Origin of the sequence: Lactobacillus melliventris, from assembly GCF_042679465.1 — a bacterium.
Lineage (GTDB): Bacteria > Bacillota > Bacilli > Lactobacillales > Lactobacillaceae > Lactobacillus > Lactobacillus melliventris.
Window position 1 is genome coordinate 130374 of record NZ_JBHTMT010000002.1, and the last position, 20598, is coordinate 150971.

The window sequence follows — 20598 nt, forward strand, 5'->3', positions numbered from 1 at the left end:
ATGTTAATAACTAGTAGTATAAGTTTAATTAAGGAGGAAAAATGACTAAACCAGTTATTGGCATAGCAGGATCTGAAATGATTGATTCTGCTGGAATGTTTCCAGGATACAGACGTAGTTATGTTAATGAGGATTATGTGGATTCTGTTGTTAAAAATGGCGGAATTCCCTTTATAATTCCTTTTACTGAAGATGATGAAGTTATTAAAAGCCAGATGGCTCATGTGCAAGGATTGATTTTATCTGGTGGACATGATGTTGATCCTCACTTATATGGTGAAGAATTAATGCCTAAAATTGGTCCCATTTGGCCTCAGAGAGATCACTTTGACATGCTTTTATTAAAAATTGCTGAAGAAACTGATAAACCCGTTCTGGGAGTTTGCCGCGGGGCACAGATTATTAATGTAGCACATGGTGGCAGTCTCTACCAGGATATTAGTTATCGCTCAGAGCAAACTCTAAAACACGAACAAGGTCATACACCTGATTTGCCTACTCACAAAGTAATAATTAAGGAAAACAGCTTATTAGCTAAAACATTGGGTAAGACTGAATGCATGGTTAATTCTTTTCACCACCAATTAATTAAAGACATAGCGCCAGATTTACTTGAAGTTGCAGATGCAAGCGATGGCGTCCCGGAAGGGCTTGAAAATAAACAGGGTACTGTTTTGGCGATTCAATGGCACCCAGAAATGCTACACAACAATCCTAATACTAAGTATATGAATAATTTATTTAAATTTGTGGTTGAAAATGCTAAGTAGGGAGTAAATATGACTCAAAACAAAAACGCAGGAGACAAACTTGGCTTTTGGTCGATTGTTCTTTTAGCTATTAACTCAATTATTGGTTCCGGTATCTTTTTAACACCTGGTAGTGTAGTTAGTCAGGCAGGGAGTAAAGCTTTAATTGTCTACTTCATTGCTGCAATTTTTGCCTCAGTCTTAGCTATTTCATTTTCAGCAGCTGCTAAGTATGTAACTAAATCTGGTGCTTCTTATGCCTATTCTAAAGCTGCTTTTGGTGATAACGTTGGTTTTTACGTTGGCATTTTGCGTTACTTTTCTGCTAGTGTTGCCTGGGGAGTAATGGCTGTTGGTGTAATCAAATCGACTATTTCTATTTTTGGTGGCAATCCAGATAAATTTTTAAATGTTACTATTGGTTTTATTATCTTAATGGTAGTAGTTACTGTAATTAACTTATTTGGACAAAAGTTTGTGAAACTTGTTATGAACATGGCTACAGCAGGTAAATTAGCTGCATTAATTTTAATTATTGTGGCGGGTGTTGTTTTACTTATTACCACTGGAGCCACACATAGTTTGTCATCTGTTGACCAAATAACGCAAAACGGACAAAGAATAGTACCAACTTTAACTACTACAGGACTCGTGATGGCCGTTGTTTCAGCGTTCTATGCTTTTACAGGTTTTGAATCAGTTGCCTCTGGTTCAGAAGACATGCAAGAGCCAGAAAAAAACTTACCAAAGGCTATTCCACTAGCAATTTTAGTTATCGCCGCTATTTATATTGGGGTAGTGGCCGTAGCGATGGTGCTAGATCCTAAGGCGCTGATGACGACTAAACAAGTGGTAGCAGTCAGTGCAATTTTTAAAAATGAAGTATTGCGGGATGTAATTTTAGTTGGTGCGCTTATTTCTATGCTGGGAATTAACGTTGCCTCTAGCTTTAATGCGCCACGTATTTTGGAGGCAATGGCACGCGAACATCAATTGCCAGCTACTTTAACCAAAAGAACTAAAAATAATTTTCCTATTAAAACATTTTTTATTTCTGAAGCATTAGCAATTTTAGTACCTTTAGCTTTTCAATACAACATGACCAATTTGATCACATTAAGCGCCATGGTCAGATTTTTAGGCTTTATCATTGTTCCACTGGCAGTAATTTGCTTTTACTATGGTAAGAATAAACAACCAATTTTACCAGCTCCTAAGAATGTTTTAACTGATATATTTGTACCAATATTGTCAATAATTTTAGTAATCTTTTTGCTGGTTAAATATAACTGGCAAGCGCAATTTGGCATTATTGTGAATGGTCAAGTCGTCGGTGTTAACTGGTATGCAATTTTCATGATGATCTTTGGCTTCATCATTTTACCTTTATTTATGTTTTGGTTCTCTAGAAAAGAAAGAAACCAGCGGCAATAGTTTGCCAGGATAAATTAACATATAAAAAAAGAGTTGGCCGTGAAAAAATCACGTCAACTCTTTTTATATTTAGTTATTTCTAGTGCTTTCTTACTTTAAAATAGTGGATCAAGCTGTAGCAGAACAAAATAATCATACCAGCTCCAGCCATTGTCATATCGGCACGAGGTGAACCATTGCCTAAATTGCTGCCTAACCAGTCTATAATCGTCGGTGAAGCGGCACAACCAACATTTACGAGCACTAAAGTAATCGTCGTAGCAAAGTTGACCGAATTTCGCGGAGCTGCTTCATCTAGCCAGTTAAAAATATAAGGAACTGACAGACCAAACCCAGTGCCTAAGACAATAACAGCAATAACCAATACTGGTAAATTAGCAGCATAGGCAAGAGCCAATAGTCCAACGACTTGCAGCAACAAACCTATAGGTAAAATTAAATCTTGGAGTTTCTTTTTCAAATAGCCATAACACATTCCGACAGGTATCCCAACCAGAGTTGCTACACTAGAAACAAAAGCAATTTGACTAACGTTGGCGATTTTTTGCGTAGTGGCTAATTGTGGTAGTTTAAAAGTCATTGGCATAAAGAAGACGTACATGAAGAACATAATAAGAGAGATTTCCACGACGCTGCCGTTGATCTTATTTTCCTCTTTAACTGGTGAATTTTCAGTATCAGTTCCCTTACTTTTTTCATTTGGTAATGACACTACTAAGCCGAATAATAGCATGACTGGCAGTGCTACTAAGTAGATTGCAAAAGTTGCATGCCAACCCATAACGGCTAAGAGACCAACACAAAATGAAAATACAGCAGCACCTACACTACCCATTGAGTTTTGAAAACCAAGCATGGTTGATAGTTCGTTGCCCTGATAGAATTTGGACAGCAGACTAACAGCTAATGAATTAAAGAGACCAATCCCAGCTCCTAAAAGAAAACGGGAAATTAAAATTGGTGTATAACTTGCTGCGTACATTGGGTATGTGCCTGCCAGTAAAGCAATTGCTAAACCAGTAATAACCGTTGGCTTGGTTCCGATCAGTTTTATTAAAAAGGGACTTATAATCAGACCTACAACAATTCCAATATTAGGAATTGTGCTTAATGTTTCTACGGCAGCCCTTGAAACTTGCGGAAATGATGAGTACATCAACGGCAGTACTGAAGAAATTTGTGGTGCTATCATTAGCATTAATGATATTGATAATAAAGCACATTTGAATAATCCAGATTTTGGATTAAATTTTTTCATATTAATTGCCTCTTTTTTATTTAATACTAGTTTTAATAATATATTACTCTCTTTTTACAGTTAAAATAACGCTTTCAGTAGCTTTGATTTGGCGCTGAGGAACTTTTTTTAATTTGCATACTAGTTTGGCCATAATAATCAACCATTGCTCTATTTAAAGAGCGGATACCACTAAAGCCGTTATTCATTGCTATTGCTGTGAGAGTCATAGCAGTATGACATAAATCTTGATATGCTTTTTGTGCCCGGAAATTCCTAAGATATTTACCGATAGTAGTTCCCATATTTTGATGAAAAATTCGTTGCAGATATTGCCGTGATAAGTGGCAGCTGTCCGCAATGTTTTGGGGTGTAATTGGCTCTTGGTAATGATTTTGAATATAATCTAGAGCATGGCGCAAATGTTCGGTAATAATTAAGTTACGTGATATTTGGCCCTTATTGTCTCGTTGTTTTAAAAAGTATTTGAGTAGAATATTTAAAACTTGATAGCTAAGAATAGTTAAGTCCAGATTTTTAAAAGCTTTAGCTGGTGCAGATTTTATGGCAATAATTTTACTCAATAAAGTTTGTAAATAATGATATTGCTCTACTTGCTCTAAACTTAATTTTGCAAGGGGCTGCAATTCAAATTGATAATGGTCCATTTCAGGAAACATTTGTAATACTAAGGGATAAGGAAAAAGCAGGGATAAAGCCAGATCATTTTTAGAGCTGTTAAGATTGCGCACGCTATGAACAACTTGGGTATTAATTATTAGAACTTCGCCAGGATGCGTTTCATGATCTACCCCACCAATAATAAAATGGTCAATTTTCCCTCTTAGTGTAAAACTCAGCTCAATACTTTGATGCCAGTGAGGAGGTACTTCTGAAGAGCCCGGGTATTGATGAACCTTGATAAAAACAGGAAGTTCATCTAATTGCACTAACTCATGCTTATCACGTGCCATGATATTTTCTCCTTTACTAAAAATGGTCGAACTAAATTATACTAGTTCAACCAGTTTTGGTAGATATTATTTAATTGAGATATTTGCGGAAGAAGTTTAACTCATCTTCATTACACTGCTTGGCTAAATCGTCTTTTTGGTTAACGTGGAAAACGTGTCCCCGACGATGGTCATTATCACCATAAAAATGGAGTTCATGGTAAATATTTTTAGCATGGAGATAACCTGAAAGCATGTAGGCATTATCACGCAGAAAATCATCAGTAGAAGTCATGATAAACAGGGGTGGCAAAGCCGGTGTTAGGAATTGCTCTACATTTAGTTCATCATGTTTATCCATTTGAATTTCAGGTCTGAAATAAGCTTCGGGTGCACCGGCAATTGAATTAATCTCTGTTAAGAAGTAAGCTCCACAGTTTAAAGCGGCTGCTTTAATAGTTAGGTTAGGGAGAGAATAGCCGAAATATTTACGGTATTCATTGTTGGTGTAGATTGCTAAAATTTGTTCACCCATTTGACCACCAGCACTGTCTCCAACTATAAACACATTGTCTAGGTCAAACTGATATTTAGCGGCATTTTCTTTTTCGGCTACCCAATGAAATACCCGATTAATATCATCTAACTCGCCCGGATATACAACATCAGGTGCTAACCGGTAATTGGCGTTAACTACTGCAAAGCCTGCTTTGGCAAGGGCTAAACAATAGAACTGGTATGTTTCCTTAGTGCCATATACCCAGCCGCCACCGTGGATATTGACGATAACCGGTAGTTTGTCATTAGTTCTTTTCTGTGGTAAGTACACATCAAGTATCTGATACTTAGGATCGTCACCATACGGTATATTATCGCATCTTTCTACTTCGGGAATTTGTGTTGGCAACCCTTCGTCACGTTGGTCATCACCTTTTTTAAATTCGCTCCGCATTTCTTGAACTAATTTTTGATAATCTGGTTCTGCCATTTTTACAGTACTCCTTTTTGTGAAATCGCTTTATCAAGTATATTTTACTTCACTATTATGAAAAAGAAAGGCTATAAAGTCACTTCAAAATGGCGATTGGAAAAACAAAAGTTTCATCAAAACTAACTTTTATTTATAGTTTTGATAAAAGTCAAAGCTATAAATATTGTTATAAAATTGCTGTAAAAAATCAAAAAATAGATTTCAATAAAATATTCAAGACTAATCCCTAAATGAAGTTGTTACATTAATTTAATTTCACAATTTACAATTCAATATTTTAATTACTTAATTTTTTAAGTTTTTTATTAAATTCATTAATGGTTTTAATAGTTAGGTTAATAGTTGTGTAATTGAGTTCTTTATATAAAGCTTTATCACCAATAATAAAAAATCCATTTTTGGCTCTTGTTGCAGCTACGTTAATAATGTTAGGTTCTTTAACTGCCCAACGTGCTGCACATTGTTCTTTATAAGATGCACCGAGAACCAAAAAGACAATTTTATTTTCTTTACCTTGAAAGGTGTGAACAGTACCAACATTAGTTGGTTTGTTATCTTTATACATAGTAAAACCAATTTTATCTAACTCTTTAATAAGTTCATTGGCAACATGTCTAAAGGGAGTAATAACAAAAATATCTTTTTGTGTGAATGAATTCTTCTTACTAATAGTTATTATTTTAATTACTTTTTTTAGAAAATCAGCTTGTCTTTTGACAAATTTATCACAAGAAGGACCTTTAATATTACACCAACGTCCACATCCTGCTTTTCCTGCATCTTCAGCTTCTTTGACTTTTTTAGGTAAAACCATTCTATTATTATATGAAATTGCGTTAGAAATACTAAACATTGGATTTAAACAACGTCTATGAACCCAAAGAGGAACACCAATCCAATTTTCTTGTTCTTTATCTTTATAATATCCAAATTGACTAGATTGATCCATAATTGTTTGAACTGAAGTATTACCTGAAACATATTTTTCACTAACTTTGAAAATTTGACTACCTATTAGAGAAATAATCTTAGAATCTAATGTATTAACGGGCTTAATTTGTGCTGGATCGCCAACAGCCAAAACTCGCTTACTTTTAAGAAGTGCCCCAACTACAGCCTGTGGTACAGCTTGGCCAGCTTCGTCAATAAACAAATTACCAACAGGGGTTGAGTTTTTCGGAAAATCTTTAAACATACGATGAAAGCTGGCAAATGTAGTACTAATAACAGGTATTGTGAAATTTATCCATTCCCAAGCACGTAATACTACTTCGGATTGATTAGGTTTACTTTTTTTATCTTTGTAAATCCAGTTATAGTATGCTGCAGACAAAGAATTGCGGTTTTCATAAAGGAATTGTTTTTTGACTCTTAAAGCAAATATAAATAATAAAACCTCTTCTTCCAAATCTTTGCTTGTGTACCAATATGTTTCTTCTTCAAAGTCTTCATAATTTTTGCGACAATTAAAATTTCTTTCATAATTTGGTATATGAACATTAATATGAGCATATCTTTTTTCTTCTTGAGTTATATTACTTGCTTCAATTTGCAATTGTCCCAATTTATTTTCTAGATTTTGTTTTGAATTAGTTTCTTTTTTAATAGTTTTAGATAAATTTCTTAATTCTTGTATTTTTTTGTTCTGTTCTTCTTTTTTATGTCCATTAAATAAATGATCAATAATCCAATTAATAATATTAATAATGATACCATAATTATTGATTTCAGTAAGCTTGAGATCGTAGTCTCTTTGATGAATACCAATATTTTTTTTAAGGTGAGAGATATCTGTATCAAAAGTAGAGGATGTGATTTTTCCTAATTTATCAACAATTAATTTATATTTATTAACTTTTTTTGCCCAGTTTTCCTTTTTAGATAGATATTCAGAATATTCTTGTAAAAAATTTTGTTTTAATTTAACTTTTTTATATTGCCTAATAAAATTATTATATGCATCAGGATCAGTTTGAAAATCATCACTTTTTAATTCATCAACAACTTTTTTAATGGTTTTTATTATTTTATTCATGTTATCTTGACGACCACCTTCTTTAGAAAATAGTCCCCAGAATTTCGAAGATTTTGAGTCCGAATTGGCAATATCTTTAAAGTAGTTTGCCTTTTCTAATTCGGAAATTATATTTTTAAAAGTTTCATTTTTATCAGGAAAAAGAGGAAGTTCATTAACAATGTTTTGAACAGCTCCGTTATTGGAAGAAGCAACTACGATATTTTTACTGGCTATTTTATCAGGTAATTTTGTTTGTCCAAATTTACTATCCTCAACGGAATAAAGATTTTTTTTATCAAGATCACATATTTCTTTTGCTTGCCTAACTACTAGTTCTGCAAAAATATCTTTAAGTAAAGTAGTTTTCCCTGTTCCTGGAGGTCCATTTACTGTATGGATGTCATTTTTATCATTAATAGCGAGATTAATTGCTACTTGTTGCATTAGTGATGCAGGAAATTTAGAAAAAAAGTGACCTAAAGGATAGTTCTTAGGTTGCAAAATTTTTTTAAAAATTTCAGTATTTTGAGTTGGATCTAAATTCAAACGTATATCATCCGGAATACCATAAAAATATTTTTTTAAATTTTCACTTTGCGATATTTTTGCAGAATTTAAATCATCTATATAAAAAGAATGTAAATTTGAAATATCAGTTTCTATATTATTGACTCTGCTATAATAAGATTCTTTTATATCAATATCAAGTAATTTATACATAGATAAAAAAGCTTCATTAAATCTATTTGTATATTTTTTAGATGTGAGTGATTCAGTTTGAAATGAAAATAATTTTTTATTTCTTCTTTAATATTTTTTTCATAATTTTTAAAAGATGTTGTATCACTACTTAGCCCTTCTCCCTCCTTAAGAATGTAGTAACTCATTGTTACAAAAATTTTATCTGCAATCAGGTTTAGGTCTTTGTCAAAAACAACAGCAATACTAAATTTACATGTATCAGCTATATCATCTTGTAATGAATCTAATTTATAATGGTCAGCAATCTTTTTTATAACTGTTTGAAATCTAAATGTACTTAAATAAAGAATGATCCCTGCTTTTTTATATTTATTATTTTTAAGTTCTTCATGCAAAACTTGATAAAAATCAATTTTTGTAGATGCTGAATTTGCAGGAAAATATAAGCGCTCTTTTAAAGACTTTATGGTTTTGTTATTTTTTTTAATATCACCTTCTGATAATTGCTCAATTAATATCCATGCATTTAAAATGTTATTTATATTAATCAAATATGGTCAACCTCCTTTATTTGTATATATTATATACTTTATAAAAATAAAAAAGTTTTAGTAATTAACTTTTATATTTGTTTTGATAAGCTTCATTTTCTGTAGTTGATGTAATCTTAAAGTTACTAAAGTCTAGCTGTTTTTTATGTAATTCACTTTCTGCAACATCAATACAGTGCGTAATTGTCGCATTACCTATTAATTCTATCCAATAGCTATGTGCAGTCCGATGTACTTTAGTTTGAACAAATCCTCCGGGATTGGAGATAGTTAGTAACTGCCCAAAAAGGTGTTCCTGCGGATAAGTTAATGCGTAAACCAGACTTGCGGCTGACATGCCAGTGCCGCAAGCATTGGTAAAACCTACACCTCGCTCAAAAGTGCGTACAAATAGATGATGCGCACTCAAAACTTGAGCAAAACTAACATTTACTCCATCCGGGAAAAATGGATTTTTCTGATTTAGTTTTGCGCCTAATTTTGCTAATAAGTCGCTTTTGAAAATATCATCTGAAACAAAGCTGATCAAGTGGGGGTTAGGGACAGCAACTGCTGAAAATTTCAGTTTTGGTGCCAGTTCCGGCACCTCTTGATTAATTAATTCAGAATAACCTAGATTAGTAAAGGGGAGAGCAGCAGCTGCAAAACTGACAGGACTGATTTCAACACTGACTGCCTTAACCTTTGGCGCCCAATCTGGCTGACAGCTGACACGCAAATCGCTTTGGATAGTTTCAACTTTGAATGCTTCTTTATGGTATTTTTGTGCTAAATAGCGGCCGACTGTCCTTAACCCGTTACCACACATGGAAGCAAAAGAACCGTCAGCATTGACAACTTCCATTTTTCCTAGAGTTTGCGCATGGTCTGAATTGCTGACTACTAGTAAACCATCAGCACCATTAAGTAAGCCACTTTCCGGCTTAGTTATCTGCTGCGCCAAGTTGACTAATTCTCCCCTAGATAATGGTGTTTGAAATTGAGTTTGATCAAGTAGAAAAAACTTATTCTGTGAGCCGTGAACTTTTTGTAGTTGTATCATGAAAATTTCTCCTTAAATTAATTAAAAAACTGGTGATAAATTTCTTTAACAGCGGCAGCTGCGTCTGCCTTTTTGGTGCCTAGCATGATTGAAATGCGTGAAGCACCCTGGTTAATCATATGAATGGCAATATGCTTTTCTGCTAAAGGCAGAGTGATATTTTTCATTACACCAATCTTGTTGCGCATCCCTTCTCCAACCACCATAATGATGGCATAATCATCAATCCATTCTAGTTGATCAGGTTGAAGTGCTTTTTGAATTGCAAGACACATTTGCTGACGAATTTGTTTATCAAATTGCCTTTTATCAAAAATAACGGTCAAATCATCAATTCCTGATGGCATATGTTCATATGATATATTAAATTTATAGAATATTTGCAGTAATTTAAGTGTAAATCCCACTTCTTTATTTAGTAAATATTTATGTAAATATAATGCGGCAAAATGTCCAGAACTTGCCACACCTGTAATTGTACTTTGCGGGGTAAAACTATTTTGCGGGACAATCATTGTTCCTGGCAGTTCCGGATGATTAGTGTTTTTGACGTTTACGGGAATCCGGCCTTCAATTGCGGGAATAATGGCTTCATCATGGAAAACAGAAAATCCAGCATATGATAGCTCCCGCAACTCACGGTATGTCATAAACTTAATGGCACGGGGATGCGCAATAATTCTGGGGTCAGCTGCATAGATTGCATCTACATCCGTAAAGTTTTCATATAAATCTGCTTTAATTCCACGGGCCCAAATTGCTCCGGTAATATCTGATCCACCCCGAGAAAAGGTTGCTATTAAGCCATCTTGTGTAATGCCATAAAAGCCGGGGACGACTAATAAATCTGCAGTTTGTGCCCATTTTTGTAAATTTTCGTAAGTTTCTGGTAGAACTTGAGTATTGTTAGCATTACTAGTAACCATAAAGCCAGCTTCTGCGGGATCCAAAAAGCGAGCGGCTATATGGCGCTTTTGCAGAATTAAAGTTAAAAGCTGTGCACTAAGTTTTTCACCATGTGCTTTAAAACCCGCCATTAAAAAGTCCTCGTTTGGATAAGAAATTTGAGGCAGATTGAGTAATTCCTGTAACAGAGGCTTTACTAATTGCCCAGATATTTGAAAGTAGGTCGCGATATCCTGATACCTGGACCAAATTGCTTTTACCGTTGCACTATAATCTTGGTTATTAAGAACATTTTCTGCATACGTAATTAATAAATCTGTTACTTTAGTGTCGTTTTTAGACCTTTTGCCAGGAGCAGAAGTCACGATCACTTTACGAGCTGGATCAGCATTAATAATTTTTAAAACTTTTTGAAATTGTTCTCCGTCAGCTAGAGAACTACCACCAAATTTAACAACTTTCATGTTAATACCTTTCACAATTAAATTTAATTTAAGTAATTAGTATTGGATTTTAACATTAAAATTTTAATCTTCAACTGCAAAAGAAAGCTGCTATTCACTAAAGAAGCTGTTTTGCGTCACATTATTGCATTAAAATTTGCGCTAAAAGTGTTGATGATGATAGTGTTTGATAAGGGGAAAAATAACTAAATTTTAAAAACAAGATTTTTATTTAAAAAATTAAAAAGCAATTGTCAGTGAAAATGGTTGACAATCATATTAATTAATAATAATATTTTAATAAATCGAAGAGGTTGCAACCAACAAGAGTAGCTGGTGGAGTTTCTGCAAAAACTAAGAAACTAGTCAAAGGGGCGGTTGCCGAAGCATTAATTATTGCGGTAATTAATAAGCTGGGACGTAATCAAACAGGTTACGGACTGTCGCAATTTTATGTTCGCGGAGCGCTATCGACAAAATTGATACCAGATAATAACTTGAAGGACTCTTTTGTTAGGTACAACAAAAGAGCCTTTTTTATTTAACAAAAAGGGAGAGACTTAAATGACTGCTAATGATTATTATCAAACTAATACCCAGGGTCATTTGATAATTGGGGGAGTAGACGCTTTGGAACTGGCAAAGAAGTTTGGTACCCCCTTAGTTGTTTATGACGTCCAGAAAATCAAACGGCAATTTCAGGCTTTCCAAAATGCTTTTGAAAAAGAGCAGGTAGATTATGCCATTAGCTATGCCAGTAAAGCATTCGCTACGATGGCAATTTACCAGGTAATTAATAAACTGGGAGGGCACATTGACGTTGTTTCCGGCGGAGAATTATTTACTGCACTTAAAGCCGGTTTTCCCGCAGCAAAAATCAGTTTTCACGGTAATAATAAAACCCCAGATGAATTGTTAATGGCTGTCCAAAACCATGTGGGCGTGATTATTTTAGATAATTTTACTGAGATTAAACTGTTAAAAAGGATTTTAAAACAAACTAATACTTGCGTGCAGGTAATGTTGAGAGTAACTCCAGGGGTCTCTGCTCATACACATGAATATGACCAAACCGGTCAAGAGGACAGCAAATTTGGCTTTGACATTCGCTCGGGTCAGGCTGAGCAGGCGTTTTTGCAAGTTAAAGCTAACCCACAAATGGAATTAATTGGACTGCACGCACATATCGGTTCGCAAATTTTGGCAGCTGAGGGCTTTAAACTTGAAGTAGAGAAGTTGCTGAAGTTAGTGAACGATTGGAAACAAAAATATGATTACCAGCCGCGCGTTTTAAACTTAGGAGGCGGATTTGGTATTAGATATACCGCGCAGGATGATACTTTGACTGCTCAAACCTTCATCAGTCAAATAATGCAGACAGTTAAAAAGTGTGCGCAAGCAAGCCACTTAAAAATGCCGGCTATCTGGATTGAACCAGGACGTTCAATTGTCGGTGAAGCCGGCTATAATCTATATACTATCGGGGCACGCAAAGAAGTGCCGGGACTGCTGCCTTACGTGGCAGTCGATGGTGGTATGGGAGATAATATCAGACCAGCACTTTATCAAGCACAATATGAGGCAGTATTAGCAGAAAAGCCACATGCAGAACCTGTAGAAACGGTTAGACTTGCGGGACGTTATTGTGAATCTGGCGACATTATTATTAACAAATTGGCACTGCCTAAAAGCAAACCCGGAGATGTAATTGCGGTTTTAGCGACTGGTGCTTACGGCTATAGTATGGCAGCTAATTATAATCGTGTTCCCAGGCCAGCAGTTGTATTTGCAGAAAATGGGCAAGCACAAGTAGTGGTTACACGTGAAACTTATGCGGATATAGTTAGTCATGATCGCTTTTATCAAATGGAAGGATAAATTATAAATATGAAAAAAATGACGGCAACCGAAATCATTGACTTTATTGCTAATTCAACCAAAAAAACACCAGTTAAAGTTTATGTCAAAGGAAATTTGTCTCAATTAAACTGGCCAGCAGACTGCAAAACTTTTATTGAAAATCATACTGGGGTCGTTTTGGGAGACTGGCAAGTCTTGGAACCTTTTATAGCAAAAAACTCTGACAAATTTGCTGATTACCAAGTGGAAAATGTTAGTCGTAATTCTGCCATTCCGTTGCTAGATTTGAAAAATATTTCTGCCAGAATTGAACCGGGTGCCCTAATTCGTGAAAACGTTGAAATAGGCAAAAATGCGGTGATCATGATGGGGGCTGTCATTAATATTGGAGCAGAAATTGGCGAAAATGCCATGATTGATATGAATGCTGTTTTGGGCGGCCGAGCAATCGTTGGTGCGAACAGCCACATAGGAGCAGGAGCGGTAATTGCCGGAGTCGTGGAACCAGCCTCAGCACAACCTGTGAAAATTGGCAAGGATGTTTTAATTGGCGCCAATGCAGTAGTTTTAGAAGGAGTCCAAGTTGGTGACCATGCGGTAGTAGCTGCTGGAGCAGTAGTAACTAAGGATATACCTGTAAACAGTGTCGTTGCCGGAGTACCGGCAAAAATTATTAAAATGCGTGATCAAAAAACGGCTTCTAAGACAGGAATTGAGCCGGGATTAAGAAAGCTGTGAATTAATGTTAACTTCCGAGCAACTAATTAAAATTCGGCGTGACTTGCATCAGATTCCAGAATTAGCTCTGCACGAATACCACACACAAAAATATCTCTTGCAAGTTATCGGTAATTTTAATCAAAAATACATTGAAACTCGCACATGTTCTGAACTGCCTACAGCTATTTTAGTTAGAGTTAGTGGGAAAAAACCGCAAAAAACGATTGGTTATCGCGCAGATATAGATGGTCTACCAATTGCAGAACAGACCGGCCTGCCGTTTGCTTCCCACAATCAAGGTCAAATGCATGCTTGTGGTCACGATATCCACATGACAGTAGCGCTTGGAATTTTGGCTTATTTTTGCGAGCACCAACCACAGGACAATTTGTTGTTCTTTTTTCAACCTGCTGAAGAAAGTGAAAGTGGTGCCAAAAAAGCTTATGAGGCAGGAATTTTTACTGGTAAATGGCGCCCAGATGAATTCTTTGCTTTGCACGATACTCCAGATTTACCTACCGGTACAATTGGCTGCCGTTTAGGAACATTATTTGCGGGGACAACTGAAATCAATATTGATTTATATGGTAAGGATGGACATGCGGCGTATCCGCAGCAAGCTAACGATATGGTAGTGGCTGCAGCTGCGTTAATAGAGCAAATTCAAACAATTATTTCGCGCAGTATTGATCCCATTGCATGCGGTGTTATTACGATAGGAAAAGTTAGGGCTGGAACAGTTAGAAATGCGATTGCCGGTCATGCTCATTTAGAAGGAACCATTCGCGGATTAACCCAAAAAATGATTAAAAAAATTGATCAGCGTCTGCGGGAGATAACTCAAGGAATAGCACACAGCTATAATGCTAAAGTTGATTTGCAACTTAATCAGGGTGGCTATTGGCCAGTAGAAAATGATCCGCAAATCACAAACGAGTTTATTAATTATATGAAGGAAAATTCTCAAATTAATTACCAAGAGATGCAACCGGCTATGACAGGTGAAGACTTTGGCTATTTACTAGCACAAATTCCCGGCACCATGTTCTGGCTGGGAGTGGATGATGATGCGCAACTTCATTCTGCAACCTTTAACCCGCACGAAGAAGCCATAGAAGTAGGAATTAAAGCAGTGGTAGGTTTTTTAAAGAGTCACATGTAGCTCAAAAGGAGAAAAAACATGACTAATTTTGACAAGGCAGATTTAATGACCGCGCTAATTACGCCCTTTAATAAGGAAGATAAAGTTGACTATCCTGGTCTGAAGCGCTTAACCGAGCATTTACTCAATACAGGCAGCAATGGTTTCGTCATTGGCGGTACGACCGGTGAAACAGCAACAATGACCCATGACGAAAAGATTGAATTATACACTAAATTCGCTCAAATAATTGCTGGGCGTGTGCCAGTGGTTGCAGGTACGGGCAGCAATAATACTGCACAGACCGTTGCATTTACACAAGAAGTAGGACAAATTCCCGGTATTGATATGGCACTGGTAGTAGCACCTTACTATAACAAGCCGGATCAAAGGGGAATTACAGCCCATTTTGAAAAGGTGGCTGAAAATTCGCCGGTACCAATCATTATTTATAACATTCCGGGTCGAACAGGAATTAAGATCACTAAAGAAACTTTAGTTGAGTTATCGCATAATCCAAAAATTGCTGGTGTTAAGCAATGTTCAAATTTAGAAGATTTGGAATATATTGTTGAACATGCAGCCAATGATTTTTTGGTGTATACAGGTGAAGACCTGCAGTCTTTAACGGCTAAGGTCTTAGGTGCAAGAGGCGTGATTTCGGTAGCCTCTCATATTTATGGCAAGGCTATGCGGGAAATGTATGATGACTTAGATCAGGGGAAAATCGCTGCAGCGGGTAAATTGCAAAGACAATTAATGCCAAAAATGCAAGCTTTGTTTATGTATCCTTCACCGGCACCTGTTAAAGCCGTCCTTAACGCCCAAGGGTTGCCAGCTGGCGGCTGCCGGTTACCGCTTGTGGCTTTAAATGAGACAGGAAAGCGGCAATTAGCTCTTCATTTAGGTTTAAGTGAAGCAGCATTATTGCATGAATTGCCACTAGAACTAGGAGTAGAGTAATGAAAAAAATTTTAATAGCTGGTGCCACAGGATCCATGGGCAGGCAAACTGTCCAATTAGTTGAAAAATTACCGGATTGTCAATTGGTAGCAGTTTTAGCACCTACTGCATCTGAGAGTTCAGATTTCAAGCCTGACGTTAAGCGATTTGATAATTTAGCAATGGTCGATATTGCTGCTGATATCTGGATTGATTTTACTACTCCACAAGCAGTTTATGAAAATACTAAATTTGCTTTAAAGCACCATATGCATCCAATTGTGGGGACAAGCGGTTTAACGCCAGAACAAACTAAAAAGTTGCAAGCAATTGCACAAAAAGAAAAGGTAGGCGGCATTATTGTTCCTAACTTTGGCTTATCGGCTGTCTTATTAATGAAGTTTGCGCAAGAAGCTGCCCGTTATTTTTCTGATGCAGAAGTTATTGAGATGCATCATGCTGATAAAAGGGATGCCCCTAGTGCTACGGCTATTGCGACTGCTAAATTAATTGCAGAAAACCGCAATTCAGCAAATTGTTCACAAACTGAGAATGATTCTCAAGCTCGCGGCGCTGATTATGATGGAGTTCCTGTTCACTCTGTGCGATTACCCGGCTATATAGCTCATGAGCAGGTGCTTTTTGGCGGCCCTGGCGAAGCTTTAACTATTAGACAAGATTCATTTTCCCGTTCTTCATTTATGCAGGGCGTTAAAGTAGCCTTGAGCCGAGTAATGGATTTAACAGATTTAGTGGTCGGTTTAGACCAGATTTTGTAATTACAAGGAGAATAAAATGCCCCAATTAGCTACTGATTTAACTTCAATTATTCATACGCCCTTGGAAGAAATTCCTCCTTCTGGCATTCGCGCTTTTGCCCAAAAAGTTGACGATATTCCTGATTTAATCAAGTTAACTTTAGGAGAACCTGATTTAAATACACCTGAACATGTCAAAAAAGCTGCAGCCCAAAGTATATTAGATAATGATTCGCATTACTCGGCTCAAAAAGGAACACCCAGATTGCGTCAGGCTATCAGCAATTATCTAAAACGCAAGCAAGACTTAACTTATGATCCTGAAAGTGAAATTATCGTCACAGTTGGTGCGACGGAGGCCATAGCTGCAACCATGTTGGCATTATTTCAACCAGGTGATGAAATTATTGTGCCTACGCCATCCTATGCTCTTTATTTTCCGCTAATTCAATACACTAAAGCTGAATTAGTTGCCATCAATACGGCAGATACGAATTTCGTGTTGACCCCGCAGGCACTGAAAAAAACTTTAAATGAGCATCCTCATGCTAAAGCGATTTTATTTAACTATCCTACTAATCCTACTGGCAGGGAATGTCCCAGCTCTGTTTTAAAGCAAATCGCACCGATTATTAAAAAGCATCATCTTTATGTTATTTCTGATGAAATTTATAGTGAATTGACTTATAACTTTAAGCATGTTTCAATTGCGCGTTATTTACCCGAACGTACTTTGTTAATTAATGGCTTGTCCAAGTCGCACGCGATGACTGGTTACCGTCTGGGTTATGTAACAGGACCAGCTGCTTTAATTAGTTTAATTGCAAAGATGCACGCATTTTTGGTAACAGTTCCATCTAATCCTGCACAAGCGGCAGCCACTGAGGCCTTGGAAAATGGTGATCAGGATCCAGCAAAGGCCCGGCCAATTTATCAAAAAAGGCGGGACTATATTGTTAGTGCGCTAAACAATATGGGTCTTGAAACCCATGCCAGTGAAGGGGCATTCTATGTTTTTGCCAAAATACCAGCAAGTTATGGTCAAGACGATGAGGCCTTTGCACTGGACTTAGCTCACAAGGCTAAAGTCGGGGGCACGCCCGGAAATGCTTTTGGTCCTGGCGGTGAAGGCTATATTCGTTTTTCATACGCTGCCAGCGATGAAAACTTGCATACAGCAATGAACCGCATCCAACAGTTTTTAGCAGAAAAAGGTGAAAATTGATGAGAAAATACGCAGTTGCCATTCTGGGTGCCACAGGTGCAGTAGGTCAGCGGTTAATTAGTGAACTAGAAAAGTCTAAAATTCCTGTCAAACAAATCAAGCTACTAGCTTCTAAACGGTCAGTAGGTAAAAAACTAAAATTTAAAAATCAAGCAATCACAGTAGAAGAAGCACAACCTGATTCATTTAAGGGAGTGGACTTAGTTTTATCATCTGCAGGTGGTGCGGTGTCACAAAAATTATTGCCTGAAGCTGTCAAAAGAGGGGCGGTATGTGTGGACAATACTAGTGCTTTTCGTATGGCTGATGATGTGCCCTTAATTGTTCCGGGAGTTAATGATGAACAATTAGTTAATCATCATGGCATCATTGCTAATCCTAATTGCTCGACCATTCAGATGGTAGCTGCGCTTTATCCGCTGCACGTTAAATGGGGAATTAAGCAAATTATTGTTTCAACTTATCAAGCCGTCTCGGGTGCTGGTAAAGCAGCTTGGGCGGAGCTGCTGCAGCAAGCTCAGGACAGGTTAAATAAGCAAAAGACAGCAGCTAAAATTCTGCCAACCGCATCTGCTAAAAAGCATTATCCTCTGGCGTTTAACTTGTTACCGCAAATTGATGTTTTTGAAGATGATGGCTACACGCACGAAGAATGGAAAATGATTCATGAAACCAAAAAGATTTTGTTTAATGATCAGGATTCAAAGAAGATTAAAGTCACTGCTACTTGTGTCCGGGTACCGGTTGAAATTGGTCATGGCGAAACGGTTTATTTTGTGTTGCAAGACGAAACTGCAACAACTGCAGAAATAAAGCAGGAAATTGTGAAAACTCCTGGACTTGTGTTACAGGATGACCCTGAAAATCAGATTTATCCCCAACCACTTTTAGCAGCTGGTAAAAAAGAGACTTTCGTGGGGCGTATTCGCCCAGATCAAGAAAATTCTGGTGCATTTAATATGTGGGTAGTGGCTGATAACTTATTAAGGGGTGCTGCCAGCAATACAGTAGAAATTGCTGAATGTTTAGTGAGAGATAATTTAGTGCGTGTGCCAAAAAATAGTTAGTTCTATATTTAATTAAATGAAATAAACCAAGTTTGTATAAATAATATAAGCTTGGTTTATTTGATTACTTTTAAGCTGACTTCCTACTATTTTTTTGCAATTTTAAACGATAAAAAATCCATGGAGGTTATGAAAGCGCTATTTTATACTGACATTGTATTAATTGAATAACTAAAAAGTTATTTAGATGAAAGGAGTACGTTAATGAGTCTTGTAAATGCTTTGTTGATCGCAATTTGGGCAGGATATTGTTCATTTGACGATCAAGGACCGCAAATGTTTCGGAGGCCTTTGCTGGTTGGACCGGTTGTAGGACTTATCCTGGGAGATTTGCCAACGGCACTTGTGATTTCCGCTACATTGGAATTAATGTGGATGGGCCTGGGCAACATGGCGGGTTATCAAACACCAGATATGATTGTCGGGACAATTATCGGAGTTACTGTTTCAATTACTTCAGGAACAGGTGCTACACCAAAAGGAATTGCTGCTGGAGTCGCTGCCGCCACTACTGTAGCTGTTTTAATTCAACAGTTAATAGTAGTTACGCGGGTATTAAAACAGTTTTTCGAACCATGGGCTCAAAGATTGGCTGATAACGGTGATTTAAGTGGAATAATGCAAATAAATATTGTTGCTTTTCTTATACAGTTTTCAATTCGAGCAATACCAACATTTCTGTTTGTTTATTTCCAAAAGGGCATAATTGATAAAATACTGGCTGTTGTACCAAGCAACATCTTAAATGGTTTGGGAACAGCGTCATCCTTATTGCCTGCTGTGGGATTATCCATCTTAATGACAATGATGATGAAGGGCACATTGTGGCCATTCTTAATTTTTGGCTTTGTTTTATCAGCCTATTTAAACTTAGGCATTTTACCAGTTACCTTAATTTCTTTAATTTTTGCCGTGATCTATTCCTATATTATGGAAATTATAGATAAGCAAAATGAAATGGGTTCAGAAAATAGTAGTTCTAATAATCAGCAAGTTGATGAAGATACGGGGTACGACCTATGAGTAATGAAGTGGAAACTAAAAACAGTAAAAAAATTACCCGTAAGGATTTAAATAAAGTCTTTTGGCGATTGCAAATTTGGGGACTAAACGTTACTTCGACGCTGGTCTTGACTCAGGCTATTGGCTTTTTAAATGCGATGGTACCAATTATTCGCCGTCTCTATGGTGATAATAAGGAACTTAGAATAGAAGCCATGAAGCGCCATCTGACTTACTTTTTATCACAAATTACGGCAACAGGTATGATTCTGGGAATTACCGCGGCTGTTGAAGAGACAACCAGCGAAGATGAAAAAGAAGCAGTTGTTGCTATCAAAGCCGGTATGATGGGACCATTAGCTGGTATTGGTGACAGTGTCTTTAAAATAACCATTCAGGCTATTGCCGGCAGTATTGGTGCAGCCTATGCATTACAAGGAAATGTATTAGGGCCAATTTTGATGTTTGTCATTTATAACGGAATCAATATTGTTGTTAAATATTATGGAATTATTTTTGGTTACGAAAAGGGTACAGAATTTATTAAAAGCGGTAACCAAAAGAAGGTTATGCAAAAGATAATTAATATTTCAACAGCGATCGGTGTCATGGTTATAGGCGCACTTATTGCCCAATACGTCAAAATAAATGTTGGTACAGTCATTTATACCAAGGGTACAAAAATTGTCATCCAAAAATTATTAGACGGCGTGATGCCAAAGCTGTTACCTTTGCTGTTTACCTTAGGTCTTTATAAATTACACTCATATTTACCACGTAAATACTTAACTTGGTTAATATTTGCTATTTTGATTTTAGGAACAGTTTTAGCAGTAATGGGAATTATCAAATAATTTG

18 protein-coding genes and 1 riboswitch are annotated in these 20598 nt (G+C 36.6%); of the genes, 11 read left to right on the forward strand and 7 right to left on the reverse strand.

Annotated elements, in window-relative coordinates:
• Nucleotides 1-41: 41 nt before the first annotated feature.
• Nucleotides 42-770 carry a gamma-glutamyl-gamma-aminobutyrate hydrolase family protein gene (locus tag ACFQ32_RS03345; RefSeq protein WP_046325689.1) on the forward strand — a complete coding sequence of 243 codons (729 nt, stop codon included), beginning with the start codon at nucleotides 42-44 and terminating at the stop codon, nucleotides 768-770.
• Nucleotides 771-779: 9 nt separating this feature from the next.
• Complete coding sequence (locus tag ACFQ32_RS03350) at nucleotides 780-2183, forward strand: APC family permease (RefSeq protein WP_046325688.1); 1404 nt, start codon at nucleotides 780-782, stop codon at nucleotides 2181-2183.
• Nucleotides 2184-2262: 79 nt separating this feature from the next.
• Here ACFQ32_RS03350 and ACFQ32_RS03355 read toward each other — a convergent pair whose 3' ends face one another.
• The 7 genes from ACFQ32_RS03355 to ACFQ32_RS03385 all read right to left on the reverse strand — a co-directional run bounded on the left by ACFQ32_RS03355 (nucleotide 2263) and on the right by ACFQ32_RS03385 (nucleotide 11046).
• Nucleotides 2263-3441 (reverse strand): MFS transporter, encoded by a 1179-nt coding sequence (locus ACFQ32_RS03355; protein WP_046325687.1) that lies wholly within the window; start codon nucleotides 3439-3441, stop codon nucleotides 2263-2265.
• Between the two features lie 74 nt (nucleotides 3442-3515).
• A complete protein-coding gene (locus ACFQ32_RS03360) occupies nucleotides 3516-4394 on the reverse strand; it encodes a helix-turn-helix transcriptional regulator (RefSeq protein WP_046325686.1) in 879 nt (292 codons plus the stop codon).
• A 70-nt stretch (nucleotides 4395-4464) separates the two neighbouring features.
• Entirely contained in the window at nucleotides 4465-5361 is an 897-nt protein-coding gene (locus tag ACFQ32_RS03365; RefSeq protein WP_046325685.1) for an alpha/beta hydrolase, read from the reverse strand.
• Nucleotides 5362-5641: 280 nt separating this feature from the next.
• The gene (locus tag ACFQ32_RS03370; protein ID WP_244885269.1) at nucleotides 5642-8101 is read right to left on the reverse strand and encodes an AAA domain-containing protein; all 2460 of its coding nucleotides are present in this window, start codon (nucleotides 8099-8101) and stop codon (nucleotides 5642-5644) included.
• Entirely contained in the window at nucleotides 8074-8634 is a 561-nt protein-coding gene (locus ACFQ32_RS03375) for a hypothetical protein (RefSeq protein WP_379906944.1), read from the reverse strand. Before ACFQ32_RS03375 ends, ACFQ32_RS03370 begins: the two co-directional genes overlap by 28 nt.
• A 64-nt stretch (nucleotides 8635-8698) precedes the next feature.
• The gene (gene dapF / locus ACFQ32_RS03380; RefSeq protein WP_046325684.1) at nucleotides 8699-9676 is read right to left on the reverse strand and encodes a diaminopimelate epimerase; all 978 of its coding nucleotides are present in this window, start codon (nucleotides 9674-9676) and stop codon (nucleotides 8699-8701) included.
• 17 nt (nucleotides 9677-9693) lie between these two features.
• Nucleotides 9694-11046 (reverse strand): aspartate kinase, encoded by a 1353-nt coding sequence (locus ACFQ32_RS03385; RefSeq protein ID WP_046325683.1) that lies wholly within the window; start codon nucleotides 11044-11046, stop codon nucleotides 9694-9696.
• Nucleotides 11047-11325: 279 nt separating this feature from the next.
• A riboswitch (Lysine riboswitch) is annotated at nucleotides 11326-11504 on the forward strand.
• A gap of 85 nt (nucleotides 11505-11589) precedes the next feature.
• Here ACFQ32_RS03385 and lysA point away from each other — a divergent pair.
• From lysA to ACFQ32_RS03430, 9 genes are all read left to right on the forward strand, one after another.
• Nucleotides 11590-12903 (forward strand): diaminopimelate decarboxylase, encoded by a 1314-nt coding sequence (lysA, locus tag ACFQ32_RS03390; protein WP_046325681.1) that lies wholly within the window; start codon nucleotides 11590-11592, stop codon nucleotides 12901-12903.
• Nucleotides 12904-12912: 9 nt separating this feature from the next.
• Nucleotides 12913-13623, forward strand: coding sequence for a 2,3,4,5-tetrahydropyridine-2,6-dicarboxylate N-acetyltransferase (gene dapD, locus ACFQ32_RS03395; RefSeq protein WP_046325680.1), 711 nt, complete (start codon nucleotides 12913-12915; stop codon nucleotides 13621-13623).
• A 4-nt stretch (nucleotides 13624-13627) separates the two neighbouring features.
• The gene (locus tag ACFQ32_RS03400; RefSeq protein WP_046325679.1) at nucleotides 13628-14767 is read left to right on the forward strand and encodes an N-acetyldiaminopimelate deacetylase; all 1140 of its coding nucleotides are present in this window, start codon (nucleotides 13628-13630) and stop codon (nucleotides 14765-14767) included.
• Between the two features lie 18 nt (nucleotides 14768-14785).
• Complete coding sequence (gene dapA, locus ACFQ32_RS03405; protein ID WP_046325678.1) at nucleotides 14786-15709, forward strand: 4-hydroxy-tetrahydrodipicolinate synthase; 924 nt, start codon at nucleotides 14786-14788, stop codon at nucleotides 15707-15709.
• A complete protein-coding gene (gene dapB, locus ACFQ32_RS03410; protein WP_046325677.1) occupies nucleotides 15709-16467 on the forward strand; it encodes a 4-hydroxy-tetrahydrodipicolinate reductase in 759 nt (252 codons plus the stop codon). Before dapA ends, dapB begins: the two co-directional genes overlap by 1 nt.
• Before the next feature lie 16 nt (nucleotides 16468-16483).
• Nucleotides 16484-17671, forward strand: coding sequence for an aminotransferase class I/II-fold pyridoxal phosphate-dependent enzyme (locus ACFQ32_RS03415; protein WP_046325676.1), 1188 nt, complete (start codon nucleotides 16484-16486; stop codon nucleotides 17669-17671).
• The gene (locus ACFQ32_RS03420; RefSeq protein ID WP_046325675.1) at nucleotides 17668-18738 is read left to right on the forward strand and encodes an aspartate-semialdehyde dehydrogenase; all 1071 of its coding nucleotides are present in this window, start codon (nucleotides 17668-17670) and stop codon (nucleotides 18736-18738) included. The genes ACFQ32_RS03415 and ACFQ32_RS03420 overlap by 4 nt, the downstream gene beginning before the upstream one ends.
• Nucleotides 18739-18942: 204 nt before the next feature.
• A complete protein-coding gene (locus ACFQ32_RS03425) occupies nucleotides 18943-19761 on the forward strand; it encodes a PTS mannose/fructose/sorbose/N-acetylgalactosamine transporter subunit IIC (RefSeq protein WP_046325674.1) in 819 nt (272 codons plus the stop codon).
• Entirely contained in the window at nucleotides 19758-20594 is an 837-nt protein-coding gene (locus ACFQ32_RS03430; RefSeq protein ID WP_046325673.1) for a PTS system mannose/fructose/sorbose family transporter subunit IID, read from the forward strand. The genes ACFQ32_RS03425 and ACFQ32_RS03430 overlap by 4 nt, the downstream gene beginning before the upstream one ends.
• Nucleotides 20595-20598 lie beyond the last annotated feature (4 nt).